The 18,199-nt window shown below is 39.8% G+C and carries 18 protein-coding genes; 2 read left to right on the top strand and 16 right to left on the bottom strand.

What is annotated here, in order from left to right; genetic code table 11:
* Window positions 1–11: 11 nt before the first annotated feature.
* The 10 genes from F3G88_RS05840 to lpxB form a co-directional block, all read right to left on the bottom strand.
* Window positions 12–548 (bottom strand): 50S ribosomal protein L25/general stress protein Ctc, encoded by a 537-nt coding sequence (locus F3G88_RS05840; protein WP_002939542.1) that lies wholly within the window; start codon window positions 546–548, stop codon window positions 12–14.
* A 67-nt stretch (window positions 549–615) separates the two neighbouring features.
* Entirely contained in the window at window positions 616–1,776 is a 1,161-nt protein-coding gene (locus F3G88_RS05845; protein WP_103598339.1) for a type IV pilus twitching motility protein PilT, read from the bottom strand.
* The gene (locus F3G88_RS05850) at window positions 1,776–2,768 is read right to left on the bottom strand and encodes a transaldolase (RefSeq protein WP_148822788.1); all 993 of its coding nucleotides are present in this window, start codon (window positions 2,766–2,768) and stop codon (window positions 1,776–1,778) included. Before F3G88_RS05850 ends, F3G88_RS05845 begins: the two co-directional genes overlap by 1 nt.
* 4 nt (window positions 2,769–2,772) lie before the next feature.
* Entirely contained in the window at window positions 2,773–3,399 is a 627-nt protein-coding gene (gene serB / locus F3G88_RS05855; protein ID WP_149715609.1) for a phosphoserine phosphatase SerB, read from the bottom strand.
* An 8-nt stretch (window positions 3,400–3,407) separates the two neighbouring features.
* Entirely contained in the window at window positions 3,408–3,905 is a 498-nt protein-coding gene (locus F3G88_RS05860) for a chemotaxis protein CheW (protein ID WP_021087872.1), read from the bottom strand.
* Between the two features lie 10 nt (window positions 3,906–3,915).
* Window positions 3,916–6,267: a hybrid sensor histidine kinase/response regulator gene (locus F3G88_RS05865; RefSeq protein ID WP_149715610.1), complete on the bottom strand. Its 2,352-nt coding sequence runs from the start codon at window positions 6,265–6,267 to the stop codon at window positions 3,916–3,918.
* 8 nt (window positions 6,268–6,275) lie between these two features.
* Complete coding sequence (locus F3G88_RS05870; RefSeq protein ID WP_107914591.1) at window positions 6,276–7,229, bottom strand: chemotaxis protein; 954 nt, start codon at window positions 7,227–7,229, stop codon at window positions 6,276–6,278.
* Entirely contained in the window at window positions 7,229–8,020 is a 792-nt protein-coding gene (locus F3G88_RS05875; protein WP_149715611.1) for a UDP-2,3-diacylglucosamine diphosphatase, read from the bottom strand. Before F3G88_RS05875 ends, F3G88_RS05870 begins: the two co-directional genes overlap by 1 nt.
* A gap of 62 nt (window positions 8,021–8,082) precedes the next feature.
* The gene (gene greA, locus F3G88_RS05880; RefSeq protein WP_012001423.1) at window positions 8,083–8,568 is read right to left on the bottom strand and encodes a transcription elongation factor GreA; all 486 of its coding nucleotides are present in this window, start codon (window positions 8,566–8,568) and stop codon (window positions 8,083–8,085) included.
* Between the two features lie 3 nt (window positions 8,569–8,571).
* A complete protein-coding gene (gene lpxB, locus F3G88_RS05885; protein WP_149715612.1) occupies window positions 8,572–9,606 on the bottom strand; it encodes a lipid-A-disaccharide synthase in 1,035 nt (344 codons plus the stop codon).
* Between the two features lie 103 nt (window positions 9,607–9,709).
* Here lpxB and surE point away from each other — a divergent pair, with 103 nt between their 5' ends.
* Window positions 9,710–10,486: a 5'/3'-nucleotidase SurE gene (gene surE / locus F3G88_RS05890; RefSeq protein WP_149715613.1), complete on the top strand. Its 777-nt coding sequence runs from the start codon at window positions 9,710–9,712 to the stop codon at window positions 10,484–10,486.
* Window positions 10,476–11,126, top strand: a complete 651-nt coding sequence (locus F3G88_RS05895; protein WP_149715614.1) for a tRNA threonylcarbamoyladenosine dehydratase — start codon at window positions 10,476–10,478, stop codon at window positions 11,124–11,126. The genes surE and F3G88_RS05895 overlap by 11 nt, the downstream gene beginning before the upstream one ends.
* Before the next feature lie 888 nt (window positions 11,127–12,014).
* On the opposite strand, the gene F3G88_RS05900 is transcribed toward F3G88_RS05895, so the two are convergent.
* The 6 genes from F3G88_RS05900 to F3G88_RS05925 all read right to left on the bottom strand — a co-directional run bounded on the left by F3G88_RS05900 (window position 12,015) and on the right by F3G88_RS05925 (window position 18,137).
* Window positions 12,015–13,529 carry a 2-isopropylmalate synthase gene (locus F3G88_RS05900; RefSeq protein WP_149715615.1) on the bottom strand — a complete coding sequence of 505 codons (1,515 nt, stop codon included), beginning with the start codon at window positions 13,527–13,529 and terminating at the stop codon, window positions 12,015–12,017.
* A 139-nt stretch (window positions 13,530–13,668) separates the two neighbouring features.
* Window positions 13,669–14,400, bottom strand: coding sequence for a CDP-diacylglycerol--serine O-phosphatidyltransferase (gene pssA / locus F3G88_RS05905; RefSeq protein WP_149715616.1), 732 nt, complete (start codon window positions 14,398–14,400; stop codon window positions 13,669–13,671).
* A gap of 1 nt (window position 14,401) precedes the next feature.
* A complete protein-coding gene (locus F3G88_RS05910; RefSeq protein WP_149715617.1) occupies window positions 14,402–15,019 on the bottom strand; it encodes a phosphatidylserine decarboxylase in 618 nt (205 codons plus the stop codon).
* 1 nt (window position 15,020) lies between these two features.
* A complete protein-coding gene (ftsH, locus tag F3G88_RS05915) occupies window positions 15,021–16,946 on the bottom strand; it encodes an ATP-dependent zinc metalloprotease FtsH (RefSeq protein ID WP_021087314.1) in 1,926 nt (641 codons plus the stop codon).
* Complete coding sequence (locus F3G88_RS05920; protein WP_149709601.1) at window positions 16,939–17,772, bottom strand: 50S ribosomal protein L11 methyltransferase; 834 nt, start codon at window positions 17,770–17,772, stop codon at window positions 16,939–16,941. Before F3G88_RS05920 ends, ftsH begins: the two co-directional genes overlap by 8 nt.
* A complete protein-coding gene (locus F3G88_RS05925; protein WP_002939933.1) occupies window positions 17,772–18,137 on the bottom strand; it encodes a chemotaxis response regulator CheY in 366 nt (121 codons plus the stop codon). The genes F3G88_RS05920 and F3G88_RS05925 overlap by 1 nt, the downstream gene beginning before the upstream one ends.
* Window positions 18,138–18,199 lie beyond the last annotated feature (62 nt).

Below are 18,199 nucleotides of genomic sequence, written 5' to 3' on the forward strand. Positions count from 1 at the left end.
AAAAGCCCTTTTTATTTAGCTTTAATAACTCCAAGTACCGCAACACGGTCAGCGTCAATGATAGTAACGCCTTTAGGAGCTGTGATATCACGAACCAAAATCGTATCATCAATGTCAAGCTTGCTTACATCAACGTCAAATGAATTTGGTAAATTTTCAGCCGTGCATTTTACGCAAAGACGTCTTTTTGACTGGATCAAAACGCCCTTATTTTTAAGACCAATAGGTGTTCCAACTGGCTTAACTGGGATCATATATTTTGATAAAACGCCAGGAAGTGCTACTTTTAGATCTACGTGTTTAAGATCGCTTGTAACAACATCTCTTTGGTAATCAACAATAACGACATTATAAACTTTTCCGCCTACTTTTACATCAAAAGCAAGGCTCTCTTTTTTGCGCGCTTCTTTAATAAAGTCATTTACTTTAAAAGCAGCTGCAACATTCTCTAATCCCTTGCCATAAATGTTGGCGATTAGATAACCATCTCTTCTCAAAGCCTTTGCAGACTTCTTACCGATACTCTCTCTAACGATTCCTTCTAACATCGTTTTCCTTTCATAAAAAATAGGTGCTGATTTTATCTAATGCTTTATAAATTTCACATAAAGCTTACTAAATTTCTTTAAGTGCGATCACTTCAGGTTGATCTTGTTTGCTTTGAGGTTTGCCAAAATTTACACCATTTTCAAAGCTAAAACCTGCTACATTTGAGCTTTTTATCTTAAGCTGCAAGTCACCCCTGTTACTAGCATTATCAAGCGCTACTTCGGCACTAATTATCTTATTTTCATAAAGTTCAAGCAGGTGCTGATCAAAGGTTTGCATGCCGTAAGTATTTTTTGACTCAGCTATGGCAAGATCGATCTCATCAAATTTCTCTTCAGATATGAGCTCTTTTATGCGGGTATTTTTTCTCATGATCTCGACTGCTGGGCGTCTTGTACCAAAAAGTGTCTTAACTAGCCTTTGTGAGATGACGCAAGCAAGGACAGAAGAAAACATAAGACTTACCTTATCTCGCTCGCCTTGCGGGAAGCTATTTACTATTCTATTTACGCTCTCTTTTGCATCAAGTGTGTGAAGTGTCGAAAGCACTAAGTGACCAGTCTCAGCAGCTCTAATGGCAGTCTCAATCGTCTCAAGATCTCTCATCTCACCCACCAAGATGATATCAGGATCTTCTCTTAGCGAAGCTCTTAGCGCATCTGAGAAATTTAGCGCATCTGCCCCGATAGAGCGCTGATTTATTATGCTTTTATCGTCGTTAAATACGTATTCAATCGGATCTTCGATAGTCACAATGTGCGATCTTTTTGTCTGGTTTATGAAATTTATCATGCTTGCAAGCGTTGTCGTCTTGCCACTTCCAGTTGGGCCAGTCACTAAAATGATGCCACGAGTGGTCTCGGTGCAAATTTTTTCTATCACGCTTGGTAAATTTAGATCTTTTATGGTTGGGATTTTCGTTGGAGTGACACGAAATACAGCAGAAATTCCATTTATCTGCAAAAACATATTTACACGAAAGCAGTACTCATCATTTAGTTTATAAGAAAAATCTATATCTTTTTTATCCATAAACTCATCAAATTTAGCCCCCAAAAGCTCATTTGCGATAGCTACCGCATCACTTGGGTCTAAATTTTCTTCGCTAAGTGGCATGATCTCACCATTAAATCTCCCATAAACAAGGCTTGCAGACTTTAGATGAAGATCGCTGCCGCCTTTATCTACTAAAGAGCACAGATATGAGTCTAGGTCTTTTTTGGTCATTAAAGTGATTTCATAATCTCATCAAATGCCGCAACAAACTGCTTTAAGCCGTCATTTAAAAGCTCTTTATAAGTAGCATTTATGTCGATCTCATTATTTTTTATGATGTGAAAAAAGCTTGAGATATTTTCTTTGCTAGGGGCATTTTTTGCCTCGGCTTTTTCTTTTATAAATTCTTTTATCGTCTCTATCGGAGCTGTGTTTATAGAGTTTTTATACATTAGCTCCCTAACGTAATAATCCCCTCTTAAGCCACCACCTTTTACGCCAGTGCTTGCAAAAAGTGTTCTTACGTTTTCTAAGCCAAAATCCTCAATGATATGATAGATATTTGCAGCGTTCATTATGCCGATCTGTCCTGTTGGTAGGCTTTTTGCAGCCATTGTCTCATCAAGCTTTCTATCAAATCTACTAACAAAAACGCTGATCACACCTTTTGGCATCGTCGTATCCACAAAGCGGCTTGCATAAGCTTTGCTACCCTCTTTAAAGGCCTCTAGGCAGTTTTTGGCCTGATCTGGCGAGAAAATGAGAGTCGCATTTACGCTGATGCCTCTTGCCATGAGCGCGCTCATCGCCTCATAGCCCTCTTTTGTAGCTGGGATTTTTATCATGACATTTGGCATTGAGATAAGATTGTGAAGCCTGATGCCCTCTTCTATCGTCGCAGCTGTTTCGCCACTTAAATTTGGATCAACCTCGATGCTAACAAAGCCATCATCGCCATTTGCGTAGTTTTTTAGCATTTTACATGCGGCGATCTTGATATCTTGGGTCGCTAGAATTTCATAAAGATCTTTCGGGTGACGCTTGTTGCTATTTTGTATGATCTGTTTGTAAGCAGGTGATGCAAAAGCTGTTTTAAAGATAGCTGGGTTGCTTGTAGCTCCGTTTATAACGCCTTTTTCTAATAAAGAGTTGAATTCGTTTTGTAAAAAATCTCTCTCTATAAAGTCACACCAAAGAGAAAATTTAGCTTCATTGTCATACATTTTTTCACCTTATAAAATTTAAAATTTCACGCAGATCTTTGACATCCACGCAATGCGTCGCCTCTTTTTTTAAAATTTCTTTCGCACAAAAGGCAATCTTTAGATCACATTTTCTAAACATCGAAATATCATTAGCTCCGTCGCCAACACACATGATCTCACTTTTATCTAAATTTAATAGCCCTTTTAAGCGATCTATCATCTCACCTTTTGAGCTACCAAACATCATCTCTCCGCCAACTTCACCTGTTAAAATTCCATCTTTGTGGTGCAAAATATTTGCAAAATTTGCGTCAAATTTAAGTTTTTCTTGCATCTTATCAGTTGCGATGTGAAAACCACCACTAAAAACCACGACTTTTATGCCTTTTTGCTTTAGAGCGTCTATAAGCTCGCTAGCTCCTGGCATGATAGGTAAATTTTTGCAAATTTCATCTGCCTTTGTAAGTGGCATTCCTTTTAAAAATTTTACTCTTGCTGTAAGACTTTCAAAAAAATCAAGTTCGCCGTTCATAGAACGCTTCGTTATGCTAGCCACCTCATCGCTGGCGTTATTAGCGGCGGCGAGGATATCAATCGTCTCGCCGTCCATTATCGTAGAGTCAAAGTCAAAAACACAAAGTTTTATCAAGCTATGCCCTAAAAATCACGCTTTAAAAGGCTCTCAACCTTTAAAATCGTAAGGATATTTTGATCGCGTTTTCCGATGCCATAGATCATACCTTTGTCTTTTACCAAAGTCTCTGGCGGCGGATCGATCCTGTTACGGTCTATTCTGATAGCCTCCGTCAAGCGGTCTATCACGAAGCCCGCGATATTATCCTCATCTTTCATGACGATATATCTTGTATTTGAGCTTTGTTTTGTAACATTTAGTGAAAAACGTTTTCGCAAATCAATAAGCGGGATAACGTTTCCACGCAAGTTAAATACACCAAGGACATAGTCAGGCACGCTAGGAACACGGGTGTATTCGATAGGCTTGATTATCTCTTGGATATTTAAAATAGGTATCGCATACTCTTCTTCGCCAACAACGAAGCCTACAAGTTGGACTATATCTTCGTTGTTTTTTATCTCAGGCTCGTCAATTTGTTGTTTTTGTTTGCTTAAAACTTGGTTTAGTTTATCATTCATCGCCTAACCCCTAACCTAATTTAATATTTTTTCTAACAACGTTTTCAAGGTATTCTGACGAATATGGTTTTGTGATATATTCTGTCATACCAACCTCTACTCCGCGCAATCTATCAGTTTTAGACGTTCTTGATGTTACTGCTATTAGCGGTAAAGTGCGATACTTAGAGTATTTGCGAATTTCACCTGCTAGAGTATATCCGTCCATCCTTGGCATCTCAATATCAATGAGCACCGCATCAAATGCATGCTCGCCTGATTTAATTATATTGAGTGCTTCTACTCCGTTAGTTGCTTCTATGATTGTGACGCCGATTGGCTCAAGCGATTTTTGCATGATGGTTCTATCCATCTTAGAGTCATCAACGATTAGGACCTTATAATCGCTTGGTTTCTCTTTTGCTTTAGTGCTATCTTCCATTTCGGCTCTAATATTTACCTTAATATCCTTTGCCATCTCCATCATAGCACCAACGTCTATGATAAGAGTTACGCGGCCATCGCCTCTAATAGTAGCTCCAGCGATGCCTGGGATATTTTGTAGATAATCACCCATTGACTTAATAACGATCTCTTCTTGACCGACTAAAGTATCTACTATGATGCCCAGTTTTGCCTCAGCAACGCCGATGATAACGACATAAGTTTGATCTCCGCCGTCAAAGACTTTATTGACACCAAAGACATCTGAAAGTCTAACAAGAGATAAGACCTCATCTCTTAGTCTTAAAACATTTTTACCATCGATCGTGTAGATATCATCGATAGGTACGCGAACAGTCTCAAGAACGCTTGCAAGTGGTATCGCATAAAATTCCTCTTGTGTTCCGACAAGTAGTGACTGAATGATCGCAAGTGTGAGTGGAATTTTAAGTTTCATAACCGTGCCTTTTCCAACTTCACTCTCGATATCAATGATACCATTTAGTTTTTCAATGTTTGTCTTAACAACGTCCATACCAACGCCACGACCAGATACGTTTGTAACCTTAGCTGCAGTTGAAAATCCTGGCTTAAATATAAGACCAAAAGCCTCTTTCTCGCTCATCGCATCAGCTTCACGCTCAGTGATGATGCCTTTTTCTATCGACTTAGCTTTAAGCATATCAGCATCCAAGCCCTTACCATCATCAACTATCTCAACAACGATATGGTTGCCCTCGTTGTAAGCTTTTAGCTGAACAAGGCCTTTTTCAGGTTTGCCCATTGCTTTTCTTGTCTCAGGATCTTCGATGCCATGATCGCATGAGTTTCTGATGATATGAACTAGCGGATCGCCGATCTCTTCAACGATTGATTTATCAAGCTCAGTCTCTTCACCTGAAATTTCAAGGTCTATTTGCTTACCAAGGTCGCGGCTAAGATCACGTATCATACGTGGGAATTTATTAAAGACTTTTGCTATTGGAAGCATCCTTGTCTTCATAACAGCTAGCTGGATATCAGTCGTAACTAAACTTAGGCTTGATACTACTTGATTTAGCTCTTCGAGGAATTTCTCGCCCTCATATCTCTCTTCTACGTCATCATAAATTTTTAGTAGGCGGTTTTTACCAAGAACAAGCTCACCGATTAAATTCATCAAGTGATCAAGTCTTTTTACTTCAACACGTATCGTTTGCTCTTGTGCTACCGCACTGTTACTACTAGCTGCTGGCACTTTTTTATCAGCATCCCTTTCTCTACTAGGAGCTGGCTTAGGTGCAGGTGCTGGCGCAGCGCTTGTGGCTGGAGCTATCTCTTCAGGAGATTTTGGAGCTATGCCTTTTGAAGCACGTCTTGCTTGATCTTCTGCTTTTCTAACTTTTAAAAGTCTTTCTATCTCAGCTTCAACCTCAGAGTCACTTAGCTTTGAAAGCTCAGCATCACTTACTTCAGGAGCTGCTTCTTCAGCTGGTGCGACAGGTTCTGGCTCTTTTACTGGCTCAGGTGCTGGTGCGGCTGGAGCTTCTGCGGCTGCGCTTGGTGCTTCACCTTCAGAAATTTGAGTAAGTCTTACACAAATATTTTTGATATCAATGCCAGCGGCTGCGTCACTACCGTTATCTCTAATGCTCTCAAGTAGTCCCTTCATCATATCAACTGACTCAAGAACAACGTCCATGATGTCCGGAGTGATTTTTAGCTCGCCTTTTCTAGCTTTGTTTAAAACATCCTCCATGTGGTGAGTAAGCTCTGTTAAAACGTCAAAATTTAAAAAGCTTGAGCTACCTTTTACTGTGTGAGCAACACGGAAAATTCTATTTAAAAGCTCCAAATCTTCAGGGTTTGCCTCTAGTTCAACAAGGTCATGGTCTATCTGCTCAATAAGTTCGAAAGCCTCTATTAAAAAGTCTTCCATTATTTCTTTCATATCATCCATACTTCACCTCACTTCGCAGATTTAGAATGTGCTTCAATCACTTTTAGCACCTCTTGATAAAATACACCAGCATCAAATTTTGTAAGATACGCAGCACCACCGGCTTCTTTACTCTTAACCTCACTAAATTCGTTGCTTAATGAAGAGTTAAACACAATCGGAACATCTTTAAATCTATCATCATTTTTAATAGTTGAAGCAAAGCGGTATCCATCCATTTGTGGCATTTCGATATCACTTAAGATAACTCTAAGCTCTTTTGTTAAGTTATCTCCATATCTTTGATAAAGCTCCTCCATCCTCTCTAAGCCCTCAACGCCGTTTTTAGCTTCAACTACGCTAAGACCCATCTTCTCAAGTGCGTCTTTTACTAGTTTTCTAGCAGTTGAGCTATCATCTAGAACTAAAGCAGCACCTTTGATCTTTTGATCGTCTGTTACGTCAAATTCGATCTTTGGTGAGTAAATTCCTAGCTCTTCAACGATGCTTTCAAGATCAAGAATTAAAAGTACTTCGTCATTTTCTATTCTTGTTACGCCTGTGATCTTGCCTTTATCCAGAGTGCCAGCTCCAGCAGCAAAATTTGCAGGCTCTATATCTTTCCAGTTTATACGTCTGATCCTCTTGGCCTCATGGACGATAAAACCGATTAATATACCGCTAAATTCAGCGATAATAACACGTGGCTTTATGACTACACCCTCAGTTGGTTCGATGATATTCATCCATCTTGCCAAATTTATAACAGGGATAACCACACCTCTTAAATCAAAAATTCCCTCGATATACTCAGGAACGCCAGGAAGCTCGGTAAGATTTGGCATCTTAATGATCTCCCGCACCTTTGCGACATTGACTCCGTATATTCCTTCATATACTTTGTTTTCGGCCTTTTTAAAGATACGAAAATCAACAAGTTCCATCTCGTTTGAGCCCGTTTTTAGTACGTTGTCTCCAAACATCAATGTCCTTTCAAACTCATTTTGAGCAAATTCAACTTTTGCTGGGCGTATTCTACAACAAAATAACTTTGCTCGCATGCAAAACAAGGTAAATTTATATAAAATCTATCGTAAATATCAAATAGCTCACCTTGATGATAGTGTCCCTCTATCACTATACTTGCGTCAAAGCCCTGCAAATGCTTGCTCATTAGCTCCTTGAAGTTTGAAATTTTATAGTGCAGATTTTTCTTAGTAAGTTTGGCTAGTATCGCTTTTGAAATTTTAAAATCCAAAATTTTATCAAACGCGTTCATAAATTTCAAAAACCATCTAAGCCTTAAAAACCTAAGCGCATACTTATCTATAAAAGGTAAAAATATATCGCCATGTGCGATCTGGACGTACTCGCCACCTATAGTTCTAAATTTCACTGGCTGAGCGCAAATGTCATAAACCTTTACCCCCTCAAAGCTTAGCCTCTCGCCTTTGTCCCAAAAATCTCTAGTTTTATTAAATAAATTTGAAAGCCTAAAATCGTGGTTGCCCTCGAAGTAAAAAATTTCCACCTTTTGTGAAATTTTATTTATAAGCCTTAAGTGCTCAGCGTAAAATTTTTGCGTATATTCGCCCTCGCCCGTTAAAAAATCAAATATATCGCCAAGCAAGAAAATTTGCGGCGGCTCTTTGATCTCTCCGCTATCGACAGCGCGCAAGAATTTCAAAAATCCATCGCGGTTTATGTTTTCATGCGCATCAGCCAAAAAGATCGCACCTTCTTTTATAATGGGGGCATATAGATATTCGCTCAAATTTTGCCTTAATTAAAAATTAGCAGAGCCAAAAAGCAGTTTTAGCTCTTTGTCTCGTCTTTTTAGTCAAATTTTATAGGCTTGTAGCAAATTTTCACGATCTCAACGTCGCTTCTGCCTTTTGGTAAATTTAGCGCGACCTCATCGCCCTCAGCCTTGCCTAAAAGCTGCTTTGCAAGAGGTGAGTTTATCGAGATATATCCCTTGTCTAGGTCACTTTCACTAACGCCAACTATCGTGTAAGTATGCTCAACCTCAGTCTCTTCGTCCATTATCGTCACACTTGAGCCAAACCTCACCCTATCATGCTCGTAGCTACTTGGATCGATCACTTCTGCGTTTGCCAAAAGTGCGCTAAGCTCAGCGATCCTAGCGTCTATAAAGGCTTGCTTCTCTTTTGCTGCGTGATACTCAGCATTTTCTTTAAGATCGCCGTGGCTTCTTGCGATGTCGATCTCTGTTACGATTTGAGGGCGCTGCACCAGCCTTAGATCCTTTAGCTCAGCTTCTATCTTCTCATATCCGTGCATTGTCATTGGTTCACTCATTTTTTACTCCATATTTTTTAAAATTTTTACTACATTTTTACTGCTGCCATGCCCTAAGTAAGCCCTTAGCTCATCGCAGCCTTTTAAGAATTTTTGCCTATCACAGCTCTCATAAGCTTTTAGCAAATTTTCAGCCGTTGCAAACTCTTGGATAAATTCCTCATGAAGCGGCTCTTTGCCCATGAAGTCAAACATTATATTTGCAAGTCCTGCGTGCTTGATCTTTACAAATTTTCTAGCTATAAAAACATCTATCGTTTTTGCCTTGTATGCTAGCACAAATGGCGTGCCAATGAGCGCTGCTTCAAGCGTAGCCGTGCCAGAGCATACAAAGGCAAAGTCGCTCTCATACAAGGCTTCAGGCGTGTTTGAGACGATATCAAAATCGCTCACATCGCCATAAATTTCACCCACTTTATCAAGCAAAAATGGCGGCACAACAAGCAGCCTCTTAGCATCTATTTTTTTAGCAAGCTCTCTATAAACTGGCATCAGCCTTGAAATCTCTGACCTTCTTGATCCTGGTAGAAAAGCCACTTTGCCACTGCTACTTAGGCTAGTTTTTTTAAGCTTTATCTCATCCATCAAAGGATGACCCACGTAGGTCGATCGGCTATAAAATTTCGCATCAAATGGCAGGATCGAAGCAAGGTTGTCACAATACCTCTCCACAACGCTCACTCTTTTTGGCTTCCACGCCCAAACTTGGGGCAAGATGTAGTATGTCACGGCTGCTTTTACGCCGGCCTCTTTTATCGCCTTTGCAAGCGGTAGGTTAAAGGCTGGACTATCTATTAGCAGCACCGCATCAGCCTCTTTTGCCATCTGGCTCATCACTTTCATCGCCTTTTTTGCTTTAAAAATGAGTGGCAAAACCTCGACAAAGCCCATCGCTGAAAACTCACTGCTTTTCATATATGGCGTGCCAAGCTCTTCGCTAAAAATTCCCATTAGCTCAAATTCGCCCTCAAAATTTTTCAAAATTTCTTTTAAATGCAAATTTGCCGATGGCTCAAGAGCGGAGACTAAAATTTTCATTTACACACTTTCATCAGGTCTTTTTTTGGGGGGCATTATACGCAAAAATTCTTTAAAATTTTAAGAAAGCTGTGATAAAATCCAACCCTTTAAAGGATAAAATTTGAAAGAAATTTTGATAACAAATGACGATGGATTTGAGGCGACTGGCCTGCTTGCCTTAAAAGAAGCTTTAAGCGAGCTAGATGGCGTAAATGTCACGATCGTAGCTCCAAGCTCTGAAAAATCAGCCTGCGCTCACTCTTTGACGCTCACAAGACCACTTAGGTTTATAAAACTTGATGATGGATTTTTTAAACTTGACGACGCAACGCCCAGCGACTGCGTCTATCTCGCACTTCACGCACTTTATAACAAAAAACCAGACCTAGTGATAAGCGGCATAAATCACGGGGCAAATTTAGGCGAGGACATCACCTACTCTGGCACGTGTGGAGCAGCGATGGAGGGCGTTTTACAAGGCATTAAAAGCATCGCTTTTTCGCAGTTTTATGAAAACAACTCACTAAACGAACTTGGCTTTGAGCTGGCAAAAGAGATCGTTAAATTTATCGTACCAAAGGTGCTAAATGATGAAATTTCGCTAAATCAAAGAGAATTTCTAAATGTAAATATCCCAGCCGTAACAAGCAAAAATTTCAAAGGTTATGCCGTCGTGCCAGCTGGCAGACGCACCTACGCCACGCATGCCACGCTTAATCGCAACCCAAGAGGCATCGAGTACTACTGGCTTGGAAACGCCGCACTTGAATACGAAAAAGGCGAGCCAAGCGACATCAGCAAGGTAAATGAAGGCTTTGCAACGATAACGCCCATAAAACTAAATATGACATCATACGAGAGTTTGGAGAGCTTAAAAGGGAAATTTGATGCAAAATGATAGATTTACAAGGATAAGGTGGCTCTTTGGTGAGGATGGTTTTAGCAAGCTTCAAAGCGCAAAAGTGCTAGTTTGCGGAGCTGGTGGTGTGGGCGGAATGTGCGTGGATGCGCTTGCTAGAAGCGGGGTCGGAAGCATCACGCTGATCGATAAAGACATCTTTGACGTGACAAATCAAAACCGCCAAATTTACAGCGAAAATGTAGGCGGCGTAAAGGTGGAGGAGTTTGCCAAAATTTATCCTTGCATCACGCCTATGCAAACGCTGATCACGCCTGAGTTTGTCGCTGGATTTGACTTTAGTAAATTTGACGTGGTGATCGATGCTATCGATGATATCGCTGCCAAGATCGCCCTTGCAAACGCAGTAGATCCTAGCAAATTTATAGCCTCGATGGGTGGTGCAAAAAGGGTCGATCCAACCAAGATAAAGGTGGCTTGCGTTTGGAAAACATCAGTCGATCCACTAGCTAGAAAATATAGATATGAGCTCAAAAAATCAGGCTTTAGCGGTAAATTTGATGTTGTCTTTTCGGTTGAAGAGCCACTTTGCAAACCGCTTGGAAGCTTTATGGGTGTGACTGCCTGCTTTGGGCTAAATTTAGCCTCGCTAGCTGTTAAAAAGATAGTAGGGCAGTAGGTCCAAATTTATAACAAATTTTGAAATTAGAACTAGCTATCGCGGTTTTAAATTTAGTGGTCTGCCTACGGAGCAAAAGAGCTAATCCCAACTCAGACGACATTAAAGTGGCACTAAAACACTGCATGCAATTAAAAACTCCTGTCAAATTTTAAAATTAGAGCTAGCATATCACGGCTCTAAATTTAGTGGCGAATGACTATGAGCCCTAAATTTAGTAAGTTGCTAAGGCGAGTGAGTAAAGTTTTAAAATTTGCAAAATAACTTTATCGGTCCAAATAAGTGTCAAGTAAATTTTAAAATTTCATGAACGAGTAATTTCGGCTCTAAAATTTGAGCTAAGCTGCAAGCGAAGCCAAATTTTAGTAGTCAACTCTTGCGAGTGAATGAATTTTTTAAATTTGTAAAAAAGCTTGGTTGAATTTGCAAATTTCTTTTTATTTAAAAGGGAGACAAGGGGACTTGAGCTTTGCTTCAAAGGGTCGCAACTGCACAACATGTTTATAAATTCTATTGTCAAGGGGGAAGAGGCTTGAATTACGAAGTCGCTCCCTTCCCCCTTAACAATCCCCCAACCCCGACAACGTTAGAGGTGCATGCGATAGCGCTTCGCACTGCATGCGTTCTATTCTAAAAAGTCTCCCTCAAATTTTAAAATTTATGGGCGAGCATATCACACTTCCAAATTCAGTGGCAAGTGATAACGAGACCTGAATTTAGTAAGTTGCTAAGGCGAGTGAGTAAGATTTTTAAATTTGCAAAAATAGCTTGATTAAATTTTAAAATTGGTAAAGATTTAGAAATTAAAAAGCCAATAAATTTAGACCTTTATTCAAAGAGAGTTAAATTTAAAGTAGCCAGCTGCAAATTTAGCAGCCAGCTAAAATTTTAGTTTTTATGGATGCGAAGGTAGCTATTTAGTGCGCCGACATAGGCCTTAGCGCTTGCCATCATCGTATCGATATCAAGTCCGTGACCCATTACGGCTGTTTTGCCCTCAAACTCGACTTTTACATCGACCTTTGCAAGAGCATCTTTGCCTTGAGAAACAGCTGTGACCTTGTAATCTTTGAGCGTGCCATTAATGCCACTAATGCGATCAACTACCTTAAATATCGCATCAGCAGTGCCATTGCCAAGGGCTGAGTCGCTAATGATCTCGTCGTTGTGCCTGATGCTCATAGAAGCACTTGCTAAGCTGCCACCGCTACTTTGAAGCAAGTCTGTGATCTCGTAAGCCTGCGGTATTTTCGTGATCTCCTCTGCCACAAGCGCCCTGATATCATCGTCAAATATCTCTTTTTTCTTATCTGCCAAGTCTTTAAATTTCTCAAATGCCTTATTGAGTGCCTCACTATCAAGGTCAAATCCAAGGCTAGCAAGCTTATCTTTAAACGCATGGCGGCCGCTGTGTTTGCCAAGGACGAGCGAGTTTTTCTCCAAGCCGATGCTCTCAGCGCTGATGATCTCGTAGGTCTCTTTGTGTTTTAGCACGCCATCTTGGTGGATGCCACTCTCGTGCGCGAAGGCGTTTTTGCCAACGATTGCTTTGTTTGGCTGTGGCTCGATGCCTGTGATGCTAGCGATCAGCCTTGAAGTTGGATAAATTTCTTTTGAGATGATGCCTGTGTAAAGTGGTGCAAAGACGTCCTGGCGAGTTTTTATAGCCATCACGATCTCTTCAAGCGCAGCATTTCCAGCGCGCTCACCTATGCCATTTATCGTGCCTTCAACCTGCCTTGCACCAGCTTTTATAGCAGCTAGCGAATTTGCCGTAGCCATGCCTAGATCGTTGTGGTTATGCACCGAAACTACCGCTCTATCGCCTATAAATTTTACTATTTCACTAATGCGAGCTGTGATCTCCTCTGGATACAAGTAGCCAACCGTATCAGGGATGTTTATGGTTTTTGCCCCTGCATTTATCGCTGCGTCGCAAATTTCTTTTAAAAAGCTCATCTCGCTTCTGCATGCATCCTCGCAGCTAAATTCAACGTCATCGCAAAATGTTTTTGAGTATTGTACCGCCTCAACCGCATGCCTAATCACCTCGTCTGGTCTCATTTTTAGCTTGTACTGCATGTGGATCGGGCTTGTTGCTATGAAGGTGTGAATTCTTTTGTTTTTTGCTGGAGCTAGTGCCTCGCCAGCTGCCTTAATATCACGCTCAACTGCACGTGCAAGCGAGCAGACAGTGATGTTTGAAGCTTGCTTTGCGATCTGATTTACCGCGTCAAAATCCCCTGGGCTAGCCGCTGCAAATCCAGCCTCCATCACATCAACACCAAGCCTTTCAAGCTGAAGTGCGATCTGAAGCTTTTCAGCTGTGTTCATAGAAGCTCCTGGGCTTTGTTCGCCATCTCTTAAAGTCGTATCAAAGATTATAATTTTATTTTTATCCATTTTTTGTCCTTTTAATATTTTTATATTTAAATTTAATGAGTTAAGTAAAGAAGAATTTGCTACCTAAGTAGCAGCAGTAGAGAGTTTTTGATTTCGATTTTTGGTAAAAATTTACGCGATTTTATTATGCCGTTTTCGCTCATTCGCTCTCCTTTTTTTTGTGATTTTTGCTAAACATTATAGCCGCTCTAATAATACCATAAAGCATATAAACACTCATCAAAAATGTCGCACTCTCGTAAGGATATAGATAAAGCATAGAAAATACAACCACGAGCGCTACTAAAATTCTTATAACATGAGTTTGCTTTAAATTCATCTTTTTAAAGCTTGGATAGCGGATGTTACTAACCATCAAGATAGCTAAAACCGCTTCAAGTAGCATCAAACACCACTCAAAGCCATATAAAAAATCATGCTTTAGATAAATACCAACCCAAAGCACTCCGATGATAGCTGCTGATGGTATAGGAAGTCCGATGAAAACATTTGGTTCGTATGTGCCGGTGGTGACGTTAAAACGAGCAAGTCTAATAGCTCCAAAGACTACAAACATGGCTGCTATTAACGCACCAAATCTGCCAAATTTTGCACCAACTGTTAGATAAAACAAGATCGCTGGAGCAACGCCAAATGCTACAAGGTCTGCAAGACTATCAAACTCCACACCAAATTTACTTGTAGTCTTTGTAAGTCTTGCCACACGTCCATCAAGTCCGTCTAAAATCAGTGAAAGAATGATGTAAATAATAGCTTTAAAATAGTTTCCCTGAATAGATGAAATAATGCTTATAACGCCCAAAAAAGCGCTTGCTGCGGTAAATAAATTTGGCAAGATATACATTAACTGCATTTTTTGTATGCTATTCATTTTATTTTTCCTCTTCAAAGTATCCAAGAAGTGAAGCAGCTTTAACGGTCTCGCCAACACTTACACAAATTTTAGTATCTCTTGGCAAGTATAAAATCACTTCGCCGCTTCCTAAAAAGCCAAATTTTCTAGAGGCTTTTAGACTGGTAATGTTATAAATTTCTAAACTTCTACTAAAAACTCCAGCTATGATCTTTATAGCAAATTTGATATTTCCTTTTTCAAAACGAATTATCGCTCTTTCATTTAGCATCTCTGAAATTTTCATAGCCTGACACAAAAATAGTCCATGCCTTCTTTTGATATCAACGACATTAGCGTCACTAACTGCCCTTAGCGTGCCAACGCCAAAAAAGGGCTTTGAGATAACTATCTTAGCCACCTCTTTATCATCAAAATTTGAAACGCTGATCTCTTTTATCTTGCCATCTATAGGCGAAAGCAAGGCTAGTTTGTCATCAGTAAAAGGCTCTCTTTCAGGATCTCTAAAAAAATAAAGAGTTAAAAGAAGCAACGCTATAAAAAGTAGCGGCGCAATACCAAATAAAACAGATATAACAAATAAAATCAAAAAGAATAATATAAATTTATACCCTACTTTAGCGATGTAGCCACTCATTTTATTCCTCTTTTTTGCCTTTTTCCTCTTCTTCAAGCTCTACAAGCCTGCTTTCAAGACCATTTTCTTCTTCGTAGTTTTTGATGATCTCTCTAACTCTTTTTCCCTCGATAGTCTCTTCTTCATAAAGCGCTGAGACCATGTTTTCAATGGCACCTTTATAAATTTCAAGAAGACCAAGCACAGCTGTATATCTCTCATGAAGAAGTGCTTTTACGAACTCATCAACCTTTTCAGCCATCTTGTCGCTATAGTCTTTTATGCTCTGTCCGCCATTTAAAAATGTCGCGCGTTGCTTCTCAAGCACCATAAGACCGGCAACATCACTCATACCATACATACTAACCATAGCTTTTATGATATCAGTTGCACGCTCTAGGTCATTACTAGCTCCAGTTGATATCTCTTTTATAAAGACCTCTTCAGCAGCCCTACCAGCCAAAAGCACATCCACTTCTGCAAGTAACTCATGCTTTTGCATCATAAATTTATTCTCTTCAGGTGTATTTAGCGTATAGCCAAGCGCTGCAAGACCGCGTGGCACGACTGAGACTTTTGTCACTCTTTTTGCACCTTTTGTTAGCTCAGCTACCAAGGCATGGCCGCTTTCATGGTAAGTGACTATCTTCTTCTCTTTTGGATTTACGCGGCGTGATTTTTTCTCTAAACCAGCTATCGATCTCTCGACAGCCTCCACTAGATCAGCCTGCTCAACAAAAGTCTTTGACTTACGTCCTGCAAGAAGAGCTGCCTCATTTATGATATTTTCAAGATCAGCCCCTGCTAAACCTGTAGTAAGTCTTGCTATATCTTCGATATTAACGTCTTTGCCGATCTTTACATCTTTCATATGAACTTTTAAAATATCGCAACGTCCCTTAAAATCAGGCTTATCAACAAGCACTTGCCTATCAAATCTACCTGGTCTTAAAAGCGCAGCATCCAAAACCTCAGGTCTGTTTGTAGCTGCTATAACGATGACCGGTGACTTATCCGCATCAAAGCCGTCCATCTCAGAAAGAAGCTGATTTAGCGTCTGCTCTCTCTCATCATTTCCCCCCATTGGACCAGAATTTCTGCTCTTACCGATCGCATCGATCTCATCTATAAAAACAATCGCTGGAGCCTCTTTTTTTGCATTTTCAAAAAGATCTCTAACTCTACTTGCACCAACGCCAACAAACATCTCAATGAAGCTTGATGCCGACATAGAGAAAAATGGCACACTAGCCTCGCCCGCAACTGCTCTTGCAAGAAGCGTTTTACCAGTGCCTGGAGGGCCAACTAGTAAAATACCTTTTGGAATTTTAGCTCCAAGTCTTAGGTATTTATCTGGGCTTTTTAGATAATCAACTATCTCTTGAACCTCTTCTTTTGCCTCTTCAACGCCTGCGACGTCATCAAATTTAACTTTTGGCTTTTCAGAATTTATAAGCTTTTTCGCACTTCCTATGCCAAGTATGCCACCGCCGATATTCTTTTGCATACGACTAGCGATAAACATCCAAATAGCAAAAAATATAAACACCGGTATGATCCATGAAAATATAAGATCTCCAAACCAGTTATTTTCGCTATAAACGCTGTAAGTTATACCGTTTTGCTCAAGTATGCCAATGAGCGTTGGATCGTTTATGCGCTTTGCGAGGTAGATGGTTTTGTCATTACCAACACCTTTTATCGTAGTTTCAGATATCGCAACCTCATTTAGCTGCTTATTTTTTAGCATATCCTTAAATTCAGAATAAGCTATCATCTTGCTTTGAGCGTTGCTGCCAAGTCCAAAAGTACCGCCTAGTCCGTCGCCACTAAAGCTTCTAAAAGCTAGAACTATAACTATCGCAAAAATAGCAAAGATAAAGATGGGATTTTTGTTGAAAAATCCGTTATTATCGCCATTATTTTGGTTATTATTTTGATTATTCATCCATTTCCTTATAAACAAAGCTAACCCAATCATTAGCCTGTTTTATCTCAACTAGCTCCAAATCCTTAAACGTATCTTTAATCCTATCTTCGTATTTGTTCAAAATTCCTGACAATACTAAATAGCCACCTTTTTTAAGCGATTTTTTCAAGTCATTTGAGAGCATAAAAATGACATCAGCAATGATATTTGCTACGACGATATCATATTTTTGCTCTAAATTTGCAATAGAACCTGTCCAAATTTTATTAAATTTAACCTCATTTAGCTGGGCATTGCTAAGCGAGCTTTGCGTGGCTTGCTCGTCTGTATCGCAGGCATCGACCTTGCAGCCAAGCTTTGCTAAAGCTATGCTTAATATCCCACTTCCGCATCCCACATCTAAAGCAGTATCACCACTTTTTGCATATTTTTGTAAAAGTTGCAAGCAAGAATTTGTGCTTTCATGGTGCCCTGAGCCAAAGGCTAGAGCTGGGTCGATTATGATATTTGTTACGCCTCTAAGTGGCTCTTCCCAGCTAGGTCTAATATAAATTTTATCAACCAAAATAGGCTTAACTGCCCTTTTATATTCGCCTAGCCAGTCCTTATTTTCTTTTAAATTAAGAGAAATTTTTAAATCATTTGAAATTTTACGAACGCTAGAGAGCCCTTTTGCATACTCTTCGACACCCCAAGCTATATCTTTTAGATCATACTCTTCCCTGATGATGATCTCATGATCTAGCTCTTCTACACAGGTGACCCCAAAAGAAAAAACTAACTCTAAAATTTCATCATAAAAATTTGATGTTTTGATGCTTAATTCGTAAAATTTATCTTTCATTAACCAAGAACGTCTTCAAGCTTCTCTTTTAAAACTTGTGGCGTAAAAGGTTTAACGATGTAGTTATTAACACCTGCTTTTAAAGCTGTTATAACCTCGGCTTTTCCGCCCTCAGTTGTTACCATTATGATAGGCATATCAACATATTTTTGCTCAGCTCTTACTTTTTTAACAAGCTCAAGACCGTTCATCTCAGGCATGTTCCAGTCAGTAATAAGAACCTCAATACCCTCGTTTTGTGTCAAGATATTCCAAGCTTCAAGCCCGTGCTCAGCCTCGAGAATTTCTTGATGTCCTAACCTTTGCAAAGTATTTTTTATGATCCTTCTCATTGTTGAGCTGTCATCTACAACCAAAATCTTCACATAATATCCTTTTAGTAAAAATTGCCCTATTCTAGCTAATTAAAATTTATAAAAGCTTTAAC

This window comes from Campylobacter concisus, from assembly GCF_902460675.1.
GTDB lineage: Bacteria > Campylobacterota > Campylobacteria > Campylobacterales > Campylobacteraceae > Campylobacter_A > Campylobacter_A concisus_AJ.

What these genes read in the sequence shown, in the direction of transcription:
- F3G88_RS05900 (WP_149715615.1), bottom strand. Translation starts at nt 13,529, where the DNA reads ATGGATAAAAATAAAATTATAATCTTTGATACGACTTTAAGAGATGGC.
- F3G88_RS05895 (WP_149715614.1), top strand. Translation starts at nt 10,476, where the DNA reads ATGCAAAATGATAGATTTACAAGGATAAGGTGGCTCTTTGGTGAGGAT.
- F3G88_RS05920 (WP_149709601.1), bottom strand. Translation starts at nt 17,772, where the DNA reads ATGAAAGATAAATTTTACGAATTAAGCATCAAAACATCAAATTTTTAT.
- lpxB (WP_149715612.1), bottom strand. Translation starts at nt 9,606, where the DNA reads ATGAAAATTTTAGTCTCCGCTCTTGAGCCATCGGCAAATTTGCATTTA.
- F3G88_RS05910 (WP_149715617.1), bottom strand. Translation starts at nt 15,019, where the DNA reads ATGAGTGGCTACATCGCTAAAGTAGGGTATAAATTTATATTATTCTTT.
- F3G88_RS05845 (WP_103598339.1), bottom strand. Translation starts at nt 1,776, where the DNA reads ATGACCAAAAAAGACCTAGACTCATATCTGTGCTCTTTAGTAGATAAA.
- F3G88_RS05865 (WP_149715610.1), bottom strand. Translation starts at nt 6,267, where the DNA reads ATGGATGATATGAAAGAAATAATGGAAGACTTTTTAATAGAGGCTTTC.
- F3G88_RS05840 (WP_002939542.1), bottom strand. Translation starts at nt 548, where the DNA reads ATGTTAGAAGGAATCGTTAGAGAGAGTATCGGTAAGAAGTCTGCAAAG.
- F3G88_RS05850 (WP_148822788.1), bottom strand. Translation starts at nt 2,768, where the DNA reads ATGTATGACAATGAAGCTAAATTTTCTCTTTGGTGTGACTTTATAGAG.
- pssA (WP_149715616.1), bottom strand. Translation starts at nt 14,400, where the DNA reads ATGAATAGCATACAAAAAATGCAGTTAATGTATATCTTGCCAAATTTA.
- F3G88_RS05870 (WP_107914591.1), bottom strand. Translation starts at nt 7,229, where the DNA reads ATGTTTGGAGACAACGTACTAAAAACGGGCTCAAACGAGATGGAACTT.
- ftsH (WP_021087314.1), bottom strand. Translation starts at nt 16,946, where the DNA reads ATGAATAATCAAAATAATAACCAAAATAATGGCGATAATAACGGATTT.
- greA (WP_012001423.1), bottom strand. Translation starts at nt 8,568, where the DNA reads ATGAGTGAACCAATGACAATGCACGGATATGAGAAGATAGAAGCTGAG.
- F3G88_RS05860 (WP_021087872.1), bottom strand. Translation starts at nt 3,905, where the DNA reads ATGAATGATAAACTAAACCAAGTTTTAAGCAAACAAAAACAACAAATT.